Source organism: Nonomuraea sp. GTA35 (genome assembly GCF_041950525.1).
In the GTDB taxonomy this organism is placed as follows: Bacteria; Actinomycetota; Actinomycetes; order Streptosporangiales; family Streptosporangiaceae; genus Nonomuraea.
In genome coordinates, this window is sequence record NZ_JBGNUV010000001.1 from 1,414,966 (window position 1) to 1,434,899 (window position 19,934).

General features: G+C 70.9%; 16 protein-coding genes. 11 read left to right on the plus strand and 5 right to left on the minus strand.

Annotation, left to right across the window (positions count from 1 at the left end; genetic code table 11):
• Positions 1–82: 82 nt before the first annotated feature.
• Complete coding sequence (locus ACBJ32_RS06390) at positions 83–1,255, plus strand: hypothetical protein (RefSeq protein ID WP_375125876.1); 1,173 nt, start codon at positions 83–85, stop codon at positions 1,253–1,255.
• A gap of 76 nt (positions 1,256–1,331) precedes the next feature.
• Here ACBJ32_RS06390 and ACBJ32_RS06395 read toward each other — a convergent pair whose 3' ends face one another.
• From ACBJ32_RS06395 to ACBJ32_RS06405, 3 genes are all read right to left on the minus strand, one after another.
• A complete protein-coding gene (locus ACBJ32_RS06395) occupies positions 1,332–2,348 on the minus strand; it encodes a hypothetical protein (protein ID WP_375125877.1) in 1,017 nt (338 codons plus the stop codon).
• Positions 2,345–2,848, minus strand: a complete 504-nt coding sequence (locus tag ACBJ32_RS06400) for an RNA polymerase sigma factor (protein WP_375125878.1) — start codon at positions 2,846–2,848, stop codon at positions 2,345–2,347. Before ACBJ32_RS06400 ends, ACBJ32_RS06395 begins: the two co-directional genes overlap by 4 nt.
• Before the next feature lie 327 nt (positions 2,849–3,175).
• Positions 3,176–4,459, minus strand: a complete 1,284-nt coding sequence (locus tag ACBJ32_RS06405; RefSeq protein WP_375125879.1) for a serine hydrolase domain-containing protein — start codon at positions 4,457–4,459, stop codon at positions 3,176–3,178.
• 183 nt (positions 4,460–4,642) lie between these two features.
• Between ACBJ32_RS06405 and ACBJ32_RS06410 the strand changes: the two genes are divergently transcribed.
• Complete coding sequence (locus ACBJ32_RS06410) at positions 4,643–5,317, plus strand: helix-turn-helix domain-containing protein (RefSeq protein WP_375125880.1); 675 nt, start codon at positions 4,643–4,645, stop codon at positions 5,315–5,317.
• Between the two features lie 89 nt (positions 5,318–5,406).
• On the opposite strand, the gene ACBJ32_RS06415 is transcribed toward ACBJ32_RS06410, so the two are convergent.
• On the minus strand, positions 5,407–6,165 hold the full coding sequence (locus tag ACBJ32_RS06415; protein WP_375125881.1) for an alpha/beta fold hydrolase: 759 nt from the start codon (positions 6,163–6,165) through the stop codon (positions 5,407–5,409).
• Positions 6,166–6,949: 784 nt separating this feature from the next.
• Between ACBJ32_RS06415 and ACBJ32_RS06420 the strand changes: the two genes are divergently transcribed.
• The 6 genes from ACBJ32_RS06420 to ACBJ32_RS06445 all read left to right on the plus strand — a co-directional run bounded on the left by ACBJ32_RS06420 (position 6,950) and on the right by ACBJ32_RS06445 (position 14,077).
• Complete coding sequence (locus tag ACBJ32_RS06420) at positions 6,950–7,780, plus strand: tyrosine-type recombinase/integrase (RefSeq protein WP_375125882.1); 831 nt, start codon at positions 6,950–6,952, stop codon at positions 7,778–7,780.
• A gap of 199 nt (positions 7,781–7,979) precedes the next feature.
• Complete coding sequence (locus ACBJ32_RS06425; protein ID WP_375125883.1) at positions 7,980–10,733, plus strand: tetratricopeptide repeat protein; 2,754 nt, start codon at positions 7,980–7,982, stop codon at positions 10,731–10,733.
• A 784-nt stretch (positions 10,734–11,517) separates the two neighbouring features.
• Positions 11,518–12,180 (plus strand): hypothetical protein, encoded by a 663-nt coding sequence (locus ACBJ32_RS06430; RefSeq protein ID WP_375125884.1) that lies wholly within the window; start codon positions 11,518–11,520, stop codon positions 12,178–12,180.
• 115 nt (positions 12,181–12,295) lie between these two features.
• Positions 12,296–12,817, plus strand: a complete 522-nt coding sequence (locus ACBJ32_RS06435) for a DUF899 family protein (protein ID WP_375125885.1) — start codon at positions 12,296–12,298, stop codon at positions 12,815–12,817.
• Between the two features lie 59 nt (positions 12,818–12,876).
• Positions 12,877–13,458 carry a hypothetical protein gene (locus ACBJ32_RS06440; protein ID WP_375125886.1) on the plus strand — a complete coding sequence of 194 codons (582 nt, stop codon included), beginning with the start codon at positions 12,877–12,879 and terminating at the stop codon, positions 13,456–13,458.
• Between the two features lie 157 nt (positions 13,459–13,615).
• Positions 13,616–14,077 (plus strand): hypothetical protein, encoded by a 462-nt coding sequence (locus ACBJ32_RS06445; RefSeq protein WP_375125887.1) that lies wholly within the window; start codon positions 13,616–13,618, stop codon positions 14,075–14,077.
• 62 nt (positions 14,078–14,139) lie between these two features.
• On the opposite strand, the gene ACBJ32_RS06450 is transcribed toward ACBJ32_RS06445, so the two are convergent.
• Positions 14,140–17,370: a BTAD domain-containing putative transcriptional regulator gene (locus tag ACBJ32_RS06450; protein ID WP_375125888.1), complete on the minus strand. Its 3,231-nt coding sequence runs from the start codon at positions 17,368–17,370 to the stop codon at positions 14,140–14,142.
• A gap of 102 nt (positions 17,371–17,472) precedes the next feature.
• On the opposite strand from ACBJ32_RS06450, the gene ACBJ32_RS06455 reads away from it, so the two are divergent.
• The 3 genes from ACBJ32_RS06455 to ACBJ32_RS06465 are packed head-to-tail and all read left to right on the plus strand — an operon-like array spanning position 17,473 to position 19,899.
• Positions 17,473–18,111: a hemerythrin domain-containing protein gene (locus ACBJ32_RS06455; RefSeq protein ID WP_375125889.1), complete on the plus strand. Its 639-nt coding sequence runs from the start codon at positions 17,473–17,475 to the stop codon at positions 18,109–18,111.
• 34 nt (positions 18,112–18,145) lie between these two features.
• Entirely contained in the window at positions 18,146–18,550 is a 405-nt protein-coding gene (locus ACBJ32_RS06460) for a DUF4267 domain-containing protein (RefSeq protein WP_375125890.1), read from the plus strand.
• A 38-nt stretch (positions 18,551–18,588) separates the two neighbouring features.
• Positions 18,589–19,899, plus strand: a complete 1,311-nt coding sequence (locus ACBJ32_RS06465; RefSeq protein ID WP_375125891.1) for an FAD-binding oxidoreductase — start codon at positions 18,589–18,591, stop codon at positions 19,897–19,899.
• Positions 19,900–19,934: the final 35 nt, after the last annotated feature.

Below are 19,934 nucleotides of genomic sequence, written 5' to 3' on the forward strand. Positions count from 1 at the left end.
ACCTGGATCTCGTGCATCGAATGCGTAGGTGTCCTCGGGCGGGGGCTGAGGGTGGTCGTGGGCTTGCCGCCGGGCGAGCGAGATGAGCGCGTTGGCGACGGCAGCGGGCGGCCAGAGCAGGGGATCTGGGAACGTCGCGGAGTTCAGGCGCGTCGAAGATCACATGGAGGCCGTCCCAGGAAGGATCAGGAAAGCGACCGCCCTGCTGCTCTCCCCGGCTCCGGCCGGGATCGCGCTGGTGCTGATCACGTTGCTCGCCCAGGCGCAGAGCTTGCTCAGTTTGCCGCACGACGAGAATCCGCGGGAGATTTCGGCGGCGATGTGGCGTTCCGCGGCGAGCCAATCCGACAAGGAGTTCCACGACCGATTGCTCGGCCTTGGCATATTCACCGCGGTGGCCACCGTCGTGTTCGGGCTGCTGGCGTGGCAGGTGCGGCGTGGCACGCGGCGTCCCACCTTTCTGCTCGCGACCGCCACCGGGCTGACCGCTGTTTATGTGGCCATGCTCTGGCAGGTATTCGCCATGGAGCCGTCGGGGCTCCTGCTCGTGTCCGACAGCGGACAAGAAAGTCACTTCATCAACCTGAAGCTGCCCGGTTGGTACGCCCCGCTCCGCGGGCTCCTGGTCCTGGCCGCCGCGGTCGCACAGGTATGGGGTCTCATTCTGCTGACCGGTAGGCACGGAGTGGAATGGTGGACCGTTCACCGGGAGTGGCCCGCCGGGGCGGGCCCCGCGCCCCTGTGGATGAGCCCGCTCCGCCAGGCGGCCTTGCTGATGCTGCTCACCCCCGCGTTGTTACTGATCTACGCCCTGGCGAACTATCCCGGCGCCGTGGTCGGTCTGGCCATCGAACGCGGCGAACCCGATTTTCTCCCCCATCTCTTCCTCCAGGACATGGAGGTTCACGTCGAGTTTTTCGGGATCACCGCGGCCCCTGTCGTGGTAGCGGGCCTGATCCTTTGGCGGCACCACGCCCGGGAACGGCTGGCGGCCGGTTTGCTCGCCGGTCCTATCGGAATTCCCTACGCGGGCGGTCTGCTGGACTCGGCCCTGCATCACAGCGACACAAGCTACTTCCACAATTACGTGGGCACGGGGATCATCACACCCTGGTGGCACGGGCCGGCGGTATCGACCGCCGGCCTCACCCTTTTTCTTCTCCACCTGGCCAGCTTGGCCCTCCTCTTCCGAATTCCCCGCACGAGAGCCGCGTTCTCCGTGGCTGGGTCAGGTGGTGGAGCGGGACCAGAATAGGCATGCGGGATTGCGCCGGTCGGACCGAGCAGCATGGCGAGGATGTCGTGCTCGCCGCGCCGCGATCCGGTGCTTTCTACAACCGGGTCGTGCACCGGACACATCCGGCAGGTGGCACCGGGCGCACATCGCTCCAGCCCACCTTCCTCACGATCTCGGCGCGATGGTGGACACCGTCAGGAGCCGGCCATTGCCTCCCGAGCACGTGGCCGGTCTTACGGTCGATCACGATCTGCCTCACGCCCTGCCCCGTCTTGTCTTGGAGAGCCAGCCCGTCGAGCCCGAACGTCCGCGGCACGTCGTCAACCACCGTGATGCCCGGCTCCTTCGCGAGGAGCAGGTAGGCGGCAGCCCTGGTGCCGGGCTCCGCCGGTGAGGTGATGAGCCGCGAGGCGGCCTCCTTGAGCCAGCGCTCGCGCTCGGCGTCCACCTGAGGGCGGTAGCTTTCCAGCAGCCGGGCCTTGAGGGCCGCCGGCTCCTTGGGGAGGCTCCGCAGCTCCGTCAGCGTCGGCTTCAGCCCATCGGCGAGCTCCAGCCCCGCCTCCAGATCCGTTGAGGAGTATGCGGGCATGTTCTTGTCGCACCCCCGCGCGGGGCACAGCTTGGGGGAACCGTCCCGTCGCCATGCTTTCAGGTCCTCGGCCGTGTACGGCTTCGACGACACCGGCTCGTGCCAGCCGTAGACCTCACGGTCGGGCCCGAAGGCGAGGACCTCCATGGCGCGTTCCTCGACCTTGTAGCCATGATCGCTCTTCGTCCGCACGACGTGCTCGGTGGCTCGTCGCCAGTAGCGGCCGTTCGCCTCCGGTGTGGCCGCCAGCCTGGCGGCCGCGGCTTCCAGTTTCTGCATGGGCGTGACCGCGACCGGCTTCACGGCGGATCGGGGTACGAGGGCCACCACCACGCCGACCACGAGCACGACAGCCGCCGCGACGAGCGCCATCCCCGTCCACGACCTTCTGCCCGCCCCCGCCATCGACACATGGGACACCGGTGCAGCTGCGAGTATCCGCTCCCGCGCCGCCAGCAGTTGCTCGGCCGAGGGAGGCGGCACATCGGGCATGACCGAGTCGATGACCTGGAACTCGTTCATCCCAACACCTCACGCAGCTTGGTCCTGGCCCTGCTCAACCTTGACGCGACCGTCCCCGAGGCGATGCTGAGCGCCGCCGCCACCTCGTCGTAGCCCAGCCCGCCGTACGCGATGAGGAGCACCACGTCGCGCTCTCCCTGTGACAGCCGCGCCAGCGCTCCGGCCAACCGGTCGACCGTCACGCTCGCGCTGAGCCTGTCCACGATCCGCTGGTCGTGTCCTTCGTCGTCAGGTGGCGGCCCTGTCCGGGCCAGGGCGCGATACCGGCGCACCTCGGCGCGCCGGTGGCGGCCGATGAGGTTGGTCGCGATGCCGTACAACCATGGCCTGATCTCGCCCAAGCCCGAGTCGAAGCGTTCACGTTGCCTGAAGGCGATGAGGAACGTCTCGGCGGCGAGGTCCTCGGCCACGTCGGGGTCGAGCCTGCGTCCGATGTAGCGCCGGATCTCCTCGTAATGGGCCTCGAAGACGGCCTCGAAGATGCCGGGAGCAGTGATCACACACTTGATTGCCCGCAAGCACGCGGTCCTTCCAGGAAATCTTGAGGAGTTGTCGTAGCGTACGTGTGCCTCGGCCACGCCAACGACCGCTACCAGGGGTGTAGCTCGTGCGACGTCGCGAGCGCGAACGTGGCCGGGCATGAAGAGCGATTCGGGGAGTGGATCCCTGATGCCCCCCGCCCGGGTCATGACGGTCCTCGGCGTCCGCGCCGCTTGGGCCGGCCACGCCGCGCTCGACGAGCTCGGCGTGGCCCTTTTCACGCTGTCCTGGTGCACGACCGCAAGGCGTCTGCCTTCAGGTGTACGGGTCCGGTGCCCGGCCCCCGTCTACCGAGCCGGCTTGGCCTCGTTGGCCGGCCGGGCCGGCCCGTCGCAGAACACCTGCTTGAGCAGGTTGTCCCGCGCCTTCGGGAATGCCTCTGCCAGGTCGGGTGCGGCGTCGCCGTAGGTGATCGAGGCGGTCAGGGTTTTCTTGCCGTCGGGCGTGCTGTACAGCACCGACACGTAGCCTCCCGCGGTGCTGCCGTTGTGGTGGAGGACGGTGCCGCAGTTCGGGCCCAGGTCCTGCACGTATGTTCCGAGGCCGTAGCCGCCGAAGGGGCCGGCGCTCGTCGGGTGCGTCCTGCGCATCTCGGCCAGCAGCTTGGCCGGCAGGAGCTTGCCACCGTTGAGCGCGGAGAAGAATGTGGCCAGATCCTGGGTGGTCGAGATCATGTCGCCGGCGGCGGCCGTCATGGAGGGGTTCTGGCGGGTGACGTCGATCACCTTCCACCGGCCGGCATCGTCTTGGTAGCGGAAGTAGCCATGGGGGTGCGGCTGGGGGAGCTCCGGCGAGGCGCCCGGCAGCACCGTGCCTCGCAGCTTGAGCGGGGCCAGGATCCGCCGCTTCATCTCCTCGGCGATCGAGTGGCCGGTGACCTTCTCGATCAGCAGCTGGGCCAGCGTGTAGCCGGTGTTGGAGTAGCTCCACTTCTCGCCCGGCTCGAACCGTGCCGGCCTGGACAACCCAAACCGCACCAGCTCCTCCGGCTGGTAGGTCTTGAACCGGGCGTCCGCCCACTCCTTGCCCGTCGCGGGGATCCCCGCCTCGACCGACCCGTCAGGGCGGAACTCGCCGGTGTAGTTGTACAGCCCGCTGGTGTGCTGCAGCAGCATCCGCGCCGTGATCCGCCGGTCCAGCTTGAACTCGGGCAGGTAGTCGGCCACCGGGCCGTCCAGCTTGAGCTTGCCGTCGGCCACCAGTTGCAGAACCAGGGTCGCGACGAAGGGCTTGGTGCTGCTGCCGATCCGGAAGTGCCCGTTCGCCGGCGGCTTCGCGTTCGCACCGAGCTTGCGCTGTCCGGCGCTGCCGACCCACTCGTCCCGCTCATCGTTCACGCGCGCTTGCACGCCGAGGAAACCGGCATCGACGATCGCCTGGATGGCCTGCTGGAGTTCGGGGCGGTTCTGTCCACCGGTGGCCTTCGGCACGGCCTTGCCGTCCGCGGCGGCCAAGGCGGGCCCGGCCGCCCCGGTCAGCAGTGCGGCCGCCAGCGCCGTGACCGCCACCGGCCGGAACGTCCTCGGCACCCGGCCTCTGTTGTTCTTGGCCCTGTGGGGGGATGCACTCATGGTTGATCCTCATCTCGCGATAGTACGCATTTGGTGCACCCCGAAAGCTATGTTGCATTCGAGATCCCGTCAATCTATCGGAGGATGTTTCTCCAGGTAAAAGCGCATTAATTGGCGCAATGATGCTGCACCCGAAAGCAACACCCTGTTGCAATTGATGGCGGCTAACGCAACACTGACGGCATGCCACGACGACGATTGAGCCAGCAGGACCGTCAGCGCATCGCGGCCGGACTCACCGCCGGACTCTCCTACCGCGAGATCGCCAGGCGACTCGACCGGCCGACCTCGACGATCACCCGGGAGATCACCCGCAACGGCGGCCCCACCGGCTACCGGCCCCAGCAGGCACAGCAGGCGACCACCCAGCGGGCACGGCGCGGCACCCCGGCACCCCCGAACGCGGCCACACCGCTGATCGCCGCCATGGAACAGGAGATCATCGAGATGGCGGTCAAGGCGGGGATGCCGAGGACGGCCGCGCGCGTGCACCACGACCTGGTGCTGTCCGAGGACGGCAGGCGCACCGCGGCCGAGCTGGCCCGCAGGCTCAACGTCAGCCCGGCCTCCGTCTCCGTGGCTGTGAACTTCCTGCTCCAGCAGGGGTACGCCCGTCGCGAGCGCGATCCGCAGCGCCGGCGCGACATCTACGTGATCGACGACGACGCCTGGTACCACGCCGTCGTGACCAGCAGGCAGCAGACCCTTGAGACGGTACGGGCCACGATGGCGGTGGCCGAGACCTGCGGGCTCGACGGCCCCGTCGGGCAACGGCTGGCCAAGACAGCGGCCTTCCTGGAACGCGTCAGCCTGGACATCATCGCGTCCGCCGACCGCTGGCGCCACCTCCTGAATTGACAGAACGAGCGATCATGGCGGCACGGCGACCAGTGGCTGGCCGGCGAGGGGCGCCGATTCGCAGACGGATGTGCGTTCCGGGCAGCCGGTCAAGCTCGCGCAGTCGCGGGCCGGTGATGCGGATGCGACGCATGTGCTCGGTGATCGGCTCGATCTGCGCACGGTGACGTGCCGGAACGGCGTTGCGACCGGAACAAGCTGGGGTGCGGCGGGTAGGTTCCGGTGGGTGGCAGGCCCGCGCAGTGGTTGGCCATCGGCCAGACCGACCGCCACCCGATGTGCGGTGTGTCGCGGCGCAGCGCCGTCTCCAGCTTCTGGAGCTTGTCATAGCAGGGGTAGGGCAGATCCGCGCAGAGGATGACGCGTGACAGGTCGGGGTCGGGCATCCCTTCCACCTTGGCGAAGAACGAGGCGTCACCGGTCTGGGCCCGCGCGATCCCGGCGGCCAGGCGCTCCCAGGTGGCCTCGTAGGTGAAGTTGGCGCGGGAGGCGATCTGCGTGTCACTGATGCGCACCTCGGGTCCGGCCTCGGGGGCGGGGATGGGCTCGCGGCGGGCCTTGACCATCACCTCGTCCCAGACGGCCAGGGGATCCTCGCCGCGCAACGCGCAGGTGGTGGTGCCCCTGCACCAGGCGGCGAAGCGTTCGGCGTTGGCCTCCAGCGCGTGGGCGCGCCGGTGGAGCCACTCGCGCAGGTCGGGCGTGGTGTGGTCCCACACGCTGTCGAGGTACATCCGGCCGATCCTGCGGGGGAACAACTCGGCGTAGGCCTGCCCGAGCGCGGTGCCGTGCGAGTTGCCCAGATAGGTCAGCCTGGCCTGGCAGAGCGCCTTTCTGATCGCCTCCATGCCATGGGATCTGCCAGGAGTTGAGGTTGCCTGACAGCACGCCGGCCTCTTCGACGCACGCTTGTCCGAACGCACGGTTCTTCGCGGCGTACGCGTCGTAGGCCGCCTTGCCGGGGAACACCCACTCGGTGGCGAAGGGGGCGGGCAGGGGACACGTGATGGCGGTGGACCGGCCGAACCCTCGCGGATCGAAGATCACCACATCGAACCATCTGGTCAGGTCGGCGAAGGACTGTTTGACGCGCCGCAGCAGCGCGATCTGCTCGCCCGGCCCGCCGGTGTTGACCAGGAGCACCCCCTTCTTACGGGCCTGGTCCTGGGCGGGCAGCTTGGCAAGCCCGATCGTCACCCGCGGCTCTGATCGTCGGGCCCAGTCGGCCGGCACCTCGATCTGCGCGCACTGCAGACCATCCCCGCAGTCCTGCCATGACAGGGGGATGGCCGTGGCCGGAGCGAGGGTGGTGACCGCGCCGATGATGAGCGATATGGCGATGTTCGTGCCGGCAGGATGGCCGGGCCCGCACCGCTCTCGCGTCCCTCTTTCTGCATATCTTTCTTCCGGGACTGCAACCGTCGCGTATTGCATCCGATGCGAATACAGCACAGAGCGCATACGCCGGTGAGCAGGACCTGCGCCAACCGGCGCAAGCAGGACGGTTTTCCGCCGAACCCCTCGCATCGTCTCTACCAGCGTGCTTCACTGGCATTCGCATGTGTGCGGGAGGCGCCATGGGTACGGACGTGTGGGGGCCGGGGCTCCGCGAGACTGCACCTGCTGCCCGGGGTGGCGCTGCTGCTCCCGGAGGAGCAGGCGTTCGAGGCGATGCTGGACGGCTGGCGTAACCAGCAGCTCGCGCGCCGTCTGGCCTTCTCCACGGTGGACTCGCGGCTGCGCATGGTCCGCGCGTTCACCACGCACGCCGACGCCTTCCCATGGATGTGGACGCCGGGCATGGTCGATGAGTGGATGACCGATCTGCGCGCGGTCCGCAACCTGCGCCGCTCGACCCTGCGCGGCTACCAGCTGGCGGTGAAGCTGCTCTGCCACTACCTCACCGGCCCGGCCAACGCCTGGCCGGCCGAGTGCGAGCAGCGGTTCGGGGCGCATCCGGTCCAGGTGGTGCACGAGTGGAACGCCGCGGTGCACGTGCAAGACGCCGAGGGCGACCCGGCCCGGCGGGCGTTCACCCGCGAGGAGCTGCAGGGGTTGTTCGACCACGCCGATGAGGAGGTCGCCCGGATCCGGGCCGCCGGCCGTAAGGGCTGGCTGGCCGCGTTCCGGGGCGCGACCTTGTTCAAGGTCGCCTACGCCTATGGGCTGCGCCGCAACGAGGTGCGGATGCTGGACGTGGCCGACTTCGGCCGCAACCCGCACGCTGCCGAGTTCGGCGAGTACGGCGTCTGCTACGTGCGGCACGGCAAGGCGATGAAGGGCTCGCCGCCCAAGCCGCGCAGCGTCTTGACGGTCTGGCCGTGGGTGGTGGAGGTCCTGACCGAATGGGCCGAGACGATGCTGCCCGCCTTCGACCGGAACGGCGGCCCGGCACTGTGGCCGACGGAGCGCGCCGAGCGCCTGTCGCTCGGGGCGATCAACCGGAGAATCGGGCCTCCATAATCGCCTTTCAGTGCTTGATTATGGATCTTGATTACGGATTTGTGTGCATGTGCTGCCCGTGCGCATAAAGTGCCGCCACGATAGGAAGCGTGGTTGCGGGACAGGCAGGCGGATCGCGGCCGCGGCCGATCGGCGTCGCGGTGGCTGTCGTGGTGGCTGTGGCGGGCGGCCGATGATGCCGGGCGGGAGTCGCGTGCGGGTGGCGTTCAGGATCCTGGCCGGTGCCGGTGTGGCCGGGGTGATCGCCGCCGTGGTGGTCATGTGGGTCAGCTGGAAGGGTGACGTCGATCCCGCCGGCGCCACCATCGGATTGGCTTCGCTGATCGTGGCGGCGGTGTCGCTGTGGCAGTCCCGCACCGGCCCCCGGCCCTCCCCACCGGCCGTTGACCCCGCCGATGCCCCCGCTGTCGATCCCGCAGAGCAGGGCGAGCGGCGCGGCCAGTCGCAGGTTTCCGATTCGGCCGGTTCCCCTCGCGTTCCCTCACCCGCCGCATCCGCTCCCGCGCACCTCCCGGCGGTACCGGCAGCGACCGACCGGCGGGCGTTGCCGGACGCGGCCACCCTCACCGTCCCGGCCGGGCTGCCCGGGTTGCCCCGCCCGCCGGCGGCGGTGTTCCTGGGCCGCCGGCAGGTGCTCACCCGGCTGCGCAAGACACTGACCACCACACCCAAAACGCCGGCCAGGCCACCGGGCAGGCCGCCGGCGGCAAGGCCGGCGGGATCGGCGGGGGTGGAGCCGGTGGTGATCACGCAGGCGGCCGTGTACGGGCTGGGCGGGATCGGCAAGAGCGAACTGGCGCTGCAGTACGCCGCCCGCCACCGCGGCGCCTACCGGCTGGTGTGGTGGATCGACGCCGACACCCCGGCCCAGATCCAGACCTCGCTGGCAGGGCTGACCCGGGCGATCTGCGCGGGCGCCGACTCGGTGGCGGCGTCCGCGGCGACGGCGGAGGAGGCGGCCGACTGGGCGCTGGCGTGGCTGGCCGCCCACCCCGGCTGGCTGCTCGTCTTCGACAATGTCGAAGACGCCGGTGACCTGCACCCCTACCTGGGCCGGTTGACCGGCGGACACGTGCTGATCACCACCCGGCGCGACACCGGCTGGACGGATATGGGCTGCACCCCCATCAGCCTGGAGGTACTGGACCCCGAACCCGCCCGGCAGCTCCTGACCCGGATGATCACCCAGGCGCATCCCACCCGACCGCCCGGCAGAGGCGCCCCCGCGCACAAGTCCGGACCGGCCGAGCCGGCCGACCTGGCCGGGCTGGCTGAGGATCTGGGATTTCTGCCGCTGGCTCTGACGCAAGCCGCCGCGTTCATCGCCCGCACGCCCGGGATGAACGTCACCACCTACCGCACACTGCTGCGCGACAACCCCGGCAAGGCTCACGCGGCCGCGCCGCCCGGCGGCGACGGCGAACGCGTCCTCGCCCAGGTCTGGACGATCACCCGCACCCGGATCGCCGCCCAGAACCCGCTGGCCCCCCACCTGCTGGCGCTGCTGGCCTGCTACGCCCCCGACCAGCTGCCCATCACCGTCCTGCACCACCTGCCCGACGCCCTGCCCGACGTCGATGAACTCCAGATCGGCCAGGCGCTGGGGCTGCTGGCCTCCTACAGCATGATCACCATCAGCCCTGATAACACCGGCCGCGGCCCCGGTTGCGACACCGTCGGCGTCCACCGCCTGGTCCAAGCCGTCACCGTGAACGACCTCCCCGAACACGAGCGCCAGACCGTCCACGCCCGAGCCGCCGACCTGCTGACCGCCGAACTGCCCGCGGACCCGAACGTGATCGACAACTGGCCGGTCTACCGGCTACTGCTGGCCCACGCCCGCGCGGCCCTGCCCCCGCGATCGCCGGCGACGTCCCAGGTGATCGACTACCTGGACGCCAGCGGGGACTACGCCACCGCCAAAACCTTGCAACACCAGCGCTACCAGGCTCAGCTCAACCACCACGGACCCGAACACCCCGAAACGCTGACCGCCCGGGCCGACCTGGCCTACTACACCGGGAGGGTGGGGGATGTGGCCGGGGCGCGCGACGAGTTCGCCGCGTTGCTGCCCCTTCGCGAACGCGTCTCGGGCGCCGAGCACCCCGACACGCTGGCCGCTCGGGCCGACCTCGCCTACTGGTCGGGGGAGGCGGGGGATCCGGCCGGGGCGCGCGATCAGTTCGCCGCGTTGCTGCCCCTTCGCGAACGCGTCTCGGGCGCCGAGCACCCCGACACGCTGGCCGCTCGGGCCGACCTCGCCCGCTGGTCGGGGGAGGCGGGGGATCCGGCCGGGGCGCGCGATCAGTTCGCCGCGTTGCTGCCCCTTCGCGAACGCGTCTCGGGCGCCGAACACCCCCACACGCTGACCGCCCGGGCCAACCTCGCCTACTGGTCGGGGGAGGCGGGGGACGCGGCCGGGGCGCGCGACCAGTGCGCCGCGCTGCGGCCTATCAGCGAACGCGTCCTGGGCTCCGAACACCCCGACACGCTGACCGCCCGGGCCAACCTCGCCTACTGGTCGGGGGAGGCGGGGGACGCGGCCGGGGCACGCGATCAGTTTGCCGCGTTGCTGCCCCTTCGCGAACGCGTCTCGGGCGCCGAACATCCCGAAACGCTGGCCGCCCGGGCCGACCTCGCCCGCTGGTCGGGGGAGGCGGGGGATCCGGCCGGGGCGCGCGATCAGTTTGCCGCGTTGCTGCCCCTTCGCGAACGCGTCTCGGGCGCCGAACACCCCGAAACGCTGACCGCCCGGGCCGACCTCGCCCGCTGGTCGGGGGAGGCGGGGGATCCGGCCGGGGCGCGCGATCAGTTCGCCGGGTTGCTGCCCCTTCGCGAACGCGTCTCGGGCGCCGAACATCCCGAAACGCTGACCGCCCGGGCCGACCTCGCCTACTGGGCCCGGCGTTGCCGGGAAACGGGAGCCGACGGCCGGTCCCGAGACGACGCGTGAGTGTTCATCGAAATTCGGTCATTCGGGCACTATTCTGGCCATCATAATCCCAGTTACGCAGGGGAGATCATCTGAGCCGTCGCCGAACAGGCTCACCCGCTCGCATCGCACCCGACCAACCAGCGAATACGACACAGTCGAATACGTCACGTTGCCAGTCGGCATGGGGGGGCGGGCGACCAGGATCAGGCCCGCGACGGCCGGCTTGAGCTGGCGGCGACGAACTGCGGGCGGCCGCGCACCGGACTTCTCCCTCGGCTCGTATCCGGCCTGGCTGGACCACGCGGAACTGCGGCGCATCGCCGGCCTGGACTTCCTGCCTCGTTTCCACCGCACGGCACTGTGCGGCGGGTGCCACTCCGGGAGATGACGGTGGAGGCCTGGGCCTAGTCGATCTCGGCGGCGTCGAGGTAGCGGATCGGTGCCTGACGGTCACGGTTCAGGACCTCCATGCGTTCGTCGATCTCCCGGAGGGTCTCCCGCAGGATGTCGCTACCTCTACAGCAGCGCCGTCCCCGGCTTCACCCGCCCGATCTACCGCTGCCACTGGGCCAAGTCGCAGAGCCATTTCTTCTCGCTGAAGTCCGACTGCGAGAGCACCGGCGCCAATCCGGTCAAGAGCGATTTCAAGCTCGGATATGTCAAGGGATAGGCCTTTACCGGTGGCCGGCCCGCAGCGCGGGTCCGGCCACCTTCATTTCGATTTATCCCGAAAAGATTGAAGCAGTGCGGGGCCGGTCGGCACGATGGGCCTGCTGCCACCTCGACGTGAAGGGGACTACGTATGACAGGGGAAGGCCGCACGGTAGACATCGGCAAATACCGGCTGCTCGAGATGCGCCGGCACCTGCTGCTGATCGTCGTCGCCGGCGTGGTGGTGTGGCTGTGGGCGGCGAGCCCGACGTGGGGAAGCTTCGGGCTCGCGCTCGTGCTGATCGTCGTCGGGGTCGCGATGACCGCCTTGCCGGCGATCGCCTTCGGGGCGGCCGGGCGCAAGCCTCCCCGGGCGGTGCTCGCCCTGTTCCCGGTGGTGATGTTCGAACTGCTGCGCGTGGGGCTGGTCACCTGGGCCGCGCTGGATGCGGCGGAGGCGGCCTGGATGGGGCTGTGGACCGCCTTCGTCATGTCCGCTGGCATGCTCGTGACGGTCAAGGCGTCCTTCCATCTGAACGCCGCCGACCCCGACGGGAAGGACATGACCCGCGAGCACCCCGGTCCTCTGCTGGCCCCGCGCCGGCTGCTCCGGGATGTGGCGGGCATCTGCCATGACGTCGCCTGCTGCCTGCTGGTGGCGTGGAGCCCGTGGCTGGTGCTGGTGACCATCGCCCAGGGCTCGGCCGAAGGGCTGCTGAAGGACGACTCCACCGGCCAGACCTGGGTCAAGATCGTGGGCGGCTTCGCCCTGCTGACCCTGGCCCTCTTCCTGTGGCTCCGGATGAGCGCCTGACCCTCGTCTCAGCGGGCGCCGGGCCGCTTTTCTCCGATCGCGGACCCGCCGGCGGCGGGAACCCGAACTTCCCTCGCCCCGGGCCGGGAGCCGCGATTCGAGAGAGGATCTCACCATGACGAACCAGCCCACCGGACGCAGCGCCTCACCGATAGAGGAAACGGCCAAGCCTCCGGTCGTCGACCGGGCCCCGTTCCAGGCCGCACTGGACCGGCTGCGGGCCAGGGAGAAGGTCCACACCCGCGAGGGCGACGCGATCACCGCCGCTCGGCGCCGCCTCCCGATGGTCGAAGTCGATCCCCGGACGCCGCTGATCGGAGCGCGCGGGCCGGTGCCGTTGATCGACGTCTTCGACGGCCGCTCCCAGCTGATGCGCCTACCACATGTGGCACCCCGGCAGGCCCGCCGCGGAGCAGTCCGAGGGCTGCGCCTTCAACACCTCCTGACGCCCAGGGAGCGCGAGGTTCTCGCCCTCATGGTCCAGGGGCTGGCCAACACCGACATCGCGGGCCGCCTCTTCATCACCGAACGCGCCGTTCACAAGCACATCGGCAACATCTTCCTCAAGCTCGGCCTCGCCCCGGCCGACGCCGGGCACCGGCGGGTCCGCGCCGTGCTGGCCTACCTCGGCCTGTGAAGCCGGCCGGCGCGGGAGAGAACCATTCGACGCGATCAGGTGTCCAACGAGCCATGGGGATGAAAAGGATCAAGCGTCTGGTCGCCGTCGGCATCGTGATCGGCGGTGTCGGAGCCGCGGCGACCGTCCCGGCCGCCGCGGCCGCCACGACCGAGACGGTGTCCTTCAGGGGCATGCAGCTGAAGATCCCGTCCGGCTGGAAGGTGTACCGCCATTCCACCGGCGACGGTCCCACCGTGCAGGTGGTGACGGGGACATGTCCGAAGAGGGGGTCGTACGTGGAGTGCGACTCGTTCGAGCTGTACGGGCCGAAGGCGATCAGGACCGGCCACGAGATGTCGCCGTACACCGGCAAGAGGCCCTGGCACCCGAGCACCGGCGTGGTTCCCTGCCCCGCCGACGACAAGCTGTGGTGGTCCTTCCCCACGCACAGGCCGGCCGTGGCCGCCACGCGCCCGGCCGGGCGCGGCCACCAGGCCCGGTACCGGGCCTGGGCCGCGCACTGCAGGAACGACAAGGGCAAGAAGGTCTCGGCCTTCACCCAGCGGGTCTGGCACCTGCGCGAGGCCGGCATCGTGGTCGTGGACGTTTGGGACACCCCTGGCCTGGCGGCGATTCTCAAGCGCGCGACCTGGAGGTGACTCGGACGGCCCGGACCGGCCACCGACCGTAAGAAGACCTGAAGAGCCGGCTGACAGCATCCGGAGGGTCCGAAGAACCGCCACGTGGGGCGCGCGGCGGGCGCGGGAACGCGCCCTCGGCCAGTGGTGCGGGGGATGTCGTGTCGGAGGAAGCGGGATGCGGACGAGTCTGGTGGTGGAGCGGCTTGATCGGATGCCGGGGTCGGTGACGTTGTCGCCGGGGCTGTCGATGCTGGCGTTGATCACCGATGCGTTGTCCGGTCGGGGCCGTGGTGCCCCGGAGAGCTGGCGGCAGCGGTTGCGTTCGGCGGCGGGCGACCAGGATGAGATGGTGGTGCGGTCGCTGGCCTCGCCCGGGTTCACGGTGTTGCCGGACGTGGTGCTGCCGGGGGAGCTGGAGGAGATCACCGGCGGGCGGCCGGTGTCGCACTGGCGGGGCGCGATCGAGGATCCCCGGCCCGCCGCGACGGGCCGCCGGCACGCCGACCTCATGCGGTTCTTCCCGGGCGAGGCCCGCGCGGCCATCCTCGGCAGCCTGCACCAGCCGCTGACCATGGGCATCCTGGCCCGGCGGGTGGCGCCACGCGCCCAGGACCTCATCGATCTGTTCAGCAGCTGACCGCGCAGCCTGTCACGGCTCGAAGGCCACGCCGCCGTGCGCGGTAGCGCCGTGGGCAGAGGCTAGGTGGTCGCGCGCAACCGGGCCTCGGCGGCCCAGTGGGGTGCGTTCCAGTGGTCGGCGATGGTGGCGGCCTGGGCGAAGTGGGCGGCGGCCTCGTCGGTGCGGCCGAGGTAGACGGCCAGTTCACCCAGGGTGTGGGCGACCGGACGCAGCGCCAACGACAGGCTCGCGGCGCCCGCCGGGGGGCCGTTGCGATGCGGAAGCAGCGTCGCGTAGATCTCCTCGGCGGCATCGCGGTCGTTCAAGGCGACGACGGCCATCGCGCGCAACGTTGTGAGGAAGGTGAAGAAGAAGTCGGGGCGGATCGGGCTGGATGACGCGCGGACCTCGCGGGCTTCGGCGTCCAGGCCGTTGGCGTGGAGGGCGAGCGCGAGCAGGTCGCAGGCCATGGGGCCGAGCGCGGCGTGGAGGGCGCGCACGTCGTCCAGGTGCGCACCGAGCGTGCCCTCGTTCAGCCAGATCGTAGCCAGGGCAAGGTGGAAAAAGCCCGTGTGCACCGATCCGATGCGCCGCATGCCCTCGTCGGCCTTGATGTAGAGGCGCTCGGCGTCGGCGAATCGGCCTTCGACGAGCGCCAGGCTCGCCAGCGTGATCTCGGCGACGGAGATCGCCTCGCGCATCCGGTAGGTACGCGCGAGTTCCAGGGCCTCGGTGATCACCTGGTGCATGGTCACCGGGTCATTGGCGGCGGCGGCGACGCCGGCATGGTTGAGCAGCCCAGTGACGCGGTAGACCGGCAGGTCGTGCTCGATGCCGATCTCCACGAGCTCCCGGCAGAGCGCGACGTCGCGGTGGACTTCGGCCAGGATCTCGAGTGCCGCGGCCCGCAACCGGGGTTCGGTGGCGAGGTCGAGCGCCTCCTGTGCTGCCTCTACAACGGCCGGGTCGTCCTCGCCGACCAGTTCGTGCGCGTACGCCGTCAGGAGCCGGGACCGCACCGAAGGGGTCAGGTCACGCTTCAGCAGGCGGCTCAGGCGGTCGACGACGGGCCGGTCCACCGTGCCGTATGTACGGGCCCGCCAGGCGGTGGGCTCTGTCCACGCGGTGAATGCGGCGATCATCAGGTCGTCGCGGCCCAGGGACTCTGCGTACTCCACGGCTTGACGGCGCGTCTCGCGGGCGGCTGCGACGGACCCCGCCCGGATCTGCGCGCGCAGCAGCCTGCCGAGCAGTTCGACGCGTTCGTCCGGTCCGGTCGAGTTGGTGACGGCATCGGTGAGGAGGTCGGCCGCCACGTCGTGGGCGTAGCGGGCCTCGGCGAGCTCGGCGGCCTGGACGCAGTAGCCGACGGCCTTCGGTGAGCCGGCGCGCGCGTAGTGATGGGCCAGCGCCGCGATGTCGTCGGTTCCTTCAAGAGCGGCGGCGATCCGGGCGTGCATCCGGGTAGCACGCAATCTGCTGACGTCGGCGATGAGCGTGTCCCTGACGAGGGCGTGGACGAAGCGGACGCGTCCCGGGCCGGGTTCGTCGAGGAGCCCGGCGATGACGCCCGCGTCCAGGGCGTCCATCACGCCGTCCTCGTCGGTGTCGGCGGCCTTGACGAGGACGTCCACTGAACTTTCCCGGCCTGCGACCGCGGCCAGCCGGAGGACGGACACGCCTCCCTCGGGCAGGCGCGCGAGCCGGCGGCGCAGGACGTCCCGTACGCCTTCGGGGACCTCGGAGAGGGCGACCAGCGCGCCTTCGCCGTTCAGCAGCCGGGCGCTTTCGCGCACGTAGAACGGATTGCCGCCGGTGCGCTCGGCGATCCCCGCGATGGTCTCCTCGTCGGCCTCGCATTCGGCCCGTACGAGCTCCGCGACGGCCTCGCCGTTCAGCCCCGGCAGCGCCAGGCGCAGGGGCGTGGCGCGGGCGAGGGAGGCCAGCGTTTCGGTGAGGTGCCCGCTCTCGTCCGCGCGGTACGCGGCGACGACCAGGATCGGGGCCCGCATGCCGAGGCCGCCGCCGAGCAGTTCCAGCGTGGTGGCGTCCGCCCAGTGCAGGTCGTCCAGCACGACGGCGACCGGGCGTTCCGTGGCGACCGCCGCGAGCCACTTCCACACGGCTTGGCGCAGGCGGAACCGTCCAGCGGTGGCGTCGGCGTTCGCCGGCCCGGTGTCGGTGAGCAGCGGGGCGAGGTCGTCCGCGAACTCGCCCGGGGACCTGGACGCGGCGACGGCGCTCAGCGCCTCGGTCCAGGCCCACGCGGGCGGCGCGCCGTCGACCTCGGGGCAGCGGCCGACGGCGACCAGCCATCCGTCACGTTCGAGCCGCCTGCCGAGGTGTTCCAGCAGCGTCGACTTGCCGAGCCCGGCCTCGCCGGTGACAAGGGCGATACGGGCTCCGTCGGTGGCGGCCCCGGTGGCGGCCGTGACCAGCGCCGACAGTTGGGCCTCGCGTCCGACGAACGGCGCCTCGACGATCGGAGCCGTCCCCGGGAGAGGGGCCACCTGCGGCAGCGGTGCGGTCAGCGGGGGCGGGGGCACGGTCGCGCGTAGGACGTCTGCGCGCTGGGTGAGGATCGCCTCCTCCAGCGCCGTCAGGTCCGGGCCGGGGTCGAGCCCGAGCTCCTCGGCGAGGATGCCGCGGGCGCGGCGGAGCGTCGCCAGCGCGTCGGCTTGGCGGCCGCTGCTCCACAGTGCCAAGGCGTGCAGCCGCCAGCCTTCCTCGCGGAGGGGCTCGTCGCGGGTGAGCCGCTCGGCCTCGGGGACCACCGCGGCGGGGTCGCCGATGCGCAGACCCGCCGCGACGTGCAGCTCGGTGGCAACCAGGCGCAGCTCGTTCAGCCGGGCCGTCTCGGCGGCGGCCCACGGCTCGTCGGCGACCTCGGCGAACGCCGGTCCCTGCCACAGCCCCAGCGCCTCGGCGAGCCGAGCCCGCGCGGCGCGCAGGTCGGTGTCCGTACGCGCTTGGCCCAGCAGGCCCTCGAACCGCCACGCGTCCACCGCCTCCGGTGGCAGCCGCAACGCGTAACCCGGCGCCGCGCTCACCAGCAGCCGGGCCGGCGTGCGCGGCGGGCGTCCGGGCTCCAGCAGCCGGCGCAGGTTGGACACGTACGCCTGCAGGGACATCAGCGCCCGCGCGGGCGGCTCCCCGCGCCACAGATCCTCGATCATCCGGTCGACCGGCACGACCTGCCCACGCGCCGCCACCAGCAGCGCCAGCACGCCCCGCTGCCGCGGCCCGCCCAAGGGAACGGGCTCGCCGCCGACCTCGGCCACGAAGGAGCCCAGCACCCGGATGAAGACCATGATCCACACATCTTACGTGGACGTTCCAAGTCCCCTCCAAATCCCCTCCAAACACCCAGGAGCAGCCTGAACACATCGCAACCGATGAAGGGGCGGGAACAGATGAGCGTCAACACCCGGGACATGGAGATCGTCCACCGCGTGCTCCGCCGTGAGTCACGGCTGCTGGTGGAGCTCGTGGCGGCCGTCGCCCCGGGTGACACCGCTCGCGCCAAGGTGGTCGCCGGCTACTTCCGCGTCTACCGGCTGGTCCTGCACAACCACCACGAGAGCGAGGACGAGCTGCTGTGGCCGCCGCTCCTTTCCCGGGTGGACCTGGAGGCCGACATCGTCCTGCGCATGCAGGCCCAGCACGAGCGCGTCGCGGTCACCCTGAGCAGGCTGGACGCCGCGCTGCCCGCCTGGGAGGCCACCGCGGGCGCCGACGAACGCGACACCCTGGCGGCCGCCCTCTGCGAGCACCGCGCGGTCCTGCTGGAACACCTCGACGACGAGGAGGCCACCCTCCTCCCGCTCGTGGCCAAGCACATCACCCAACAGGAGTGGGCCTCCCTGGGCGACCACCTGGTGAACAACACGCCCAAGCTCACCCTGCTCACGCTCTTCGGCGCCGTCCTGGAGGACGCGAACCCGGCCGAGCGCGCCATCGTCCTCAGCGGCCTTCCCGCCCCGGTCCGCGTCATCTGGCATGTCATCGGCCGCCCCCGCTACGCCCGCCACATCCGCCGTGTCCGCGGCTGAACCCTGCCCGTCCGTACATGCAAGGAGAACGACCATGTCGCTGAAGAAGCTCAACACCGTCCTGGCCGCCGTCGTCGTCCTGTTCACCCTCTACCTCGGGTTGTCCTTCGTCCTGCCCCTCGGGACCACCTTCCCGGGGCTGGCGGACTGGCCCTCTGACGGCAGCGGCTTCTCCATCGTGAAGGGCAGCCGCGAGATCGCGATGGGCCTGGCCATGGGCATCCTGCTGGTGACGGGCCACCGCCGCCCGTTGGGCTGGGTCCTGCTGATGGTGGCCGTCGCCCCGTTCGGCGACATGGTCAACGTCCTGGCCCACCACGGATCCACGGCCGCCGCGCTCGGCATCCACGGCCTGACCGCGGCGCTGATCGCGGTCACGGGGTTGCTGACCCTCCGCGAGACCGGCACCACCCCGGCGACCGCCGCGCAGCCCGCCTGACGCCCGCATTCTCTGACAACTCGAAAGGGGAGACGATAATGACCATCAACGATCTGCGCGGTGCCCTCAAGGGCCGCGTGCTCCTGCCCGGTGACGACGGCTTCGAACAGGCGTCCGCCGCGTGGAACCTGACCGTCAGGCAGCCGGTGGCGGCCGTGGTGGAGGCCGCGGATGCCGATGACGTGGCGGCGCTGGTGCGTTACGCGCGGCGGGCGGGCATGACGGTGACCGCGCAGCCGAGCGGGCATGGCGCCTCGGGTGACGTGGAGGGCCTGATCCTGTTGCGTACCGGCCTGCTGAACGAGGTGGAGGTACGCGCGGAGGAGCGCATGGTCCGGGTGGGCGCGGGCGTGAAGTGGGGGCAGGTGCTGGCGGCGGCCGGTCCGCTGGGCCTGACCGGCCTGACCGGCAGCGCGCCGGGGGTCAGCGTGACCGGCTACACCCTGGGCGGCGGGGTGGGCTGGTTCAGCCGCAAGTACGGCTTCGCCTCCGACAGCGTGCGGGCCGTCGACATCGTGGACGCCGAGGGCGAGCCGGGCCGGGTGACCGCCGAGTCCGATCCGGAGCTGTTCTGGGCGCTGCGCGGCGGTGGCGGGGACTTCGCGGTGGTGACCGCCCTCGAACTCGAGCTGTATCCCGCGCCGGTCCTGTACGGCGGGCGGGTGATCTGGCCGGAGCACCGGACCAGGGAGGTGTACGACGCGTTCCTGGAGATCACCGCCGAGGCGCCGCGTGAACTCAGTGTCTGGATCAACCGGCTCCAGCCGCCCGGCGCGCCGCCGATGGTCACGCTGGACCTGGTCCACCTGGGTGAGGCGGCTCAAGGGGAGGTCCTGCTGGCGCGCATCGACAAGATCGGGGGCGCGATCTCCGACAGCCGCGGCGTCGTCCCGGTCGCCGGCCTGGGCGGCATCACCGCCGAGCCCACCGATCCGGCCCCGTCCATCACTCGTGCGGAGCTGCTCACCGGCCTGGACGCGGACGCGGTGGAGCTCCTGCTGGCCAAGCCGGTCGAACCGCTCATCAACGTGCAGATCAGGCACCTGGGCGGGGCGCTCGCCGAGCCGGGCGGCGGGGCCGGGGCGAGCGGCGCGGTGGCTGAGCCGTACCTGCTCGGCCTGCTGGGTCTCGGCCTGCCGCACGTGGCCGGCGCGACGCGCGCCAAGCAGGCCGAGGTCGTGGCCGACCTGGAGGCCTACACCAGCGGCCGCAAGCCGTACACCCTGCTGTCTCCCGGTGACACGGCGGCGAAGTCCTTCTCCGGCAGCGCGCTCGCGCGGCTGCGGGAGATCAAGCGGGCCCGTGACCCGCACAACGTGTTCCGCGCGAACTACCCGGTGCTCGGATAGATCGCTTCCCAGCAGGTCGCGGCCCCTCCGCCCCC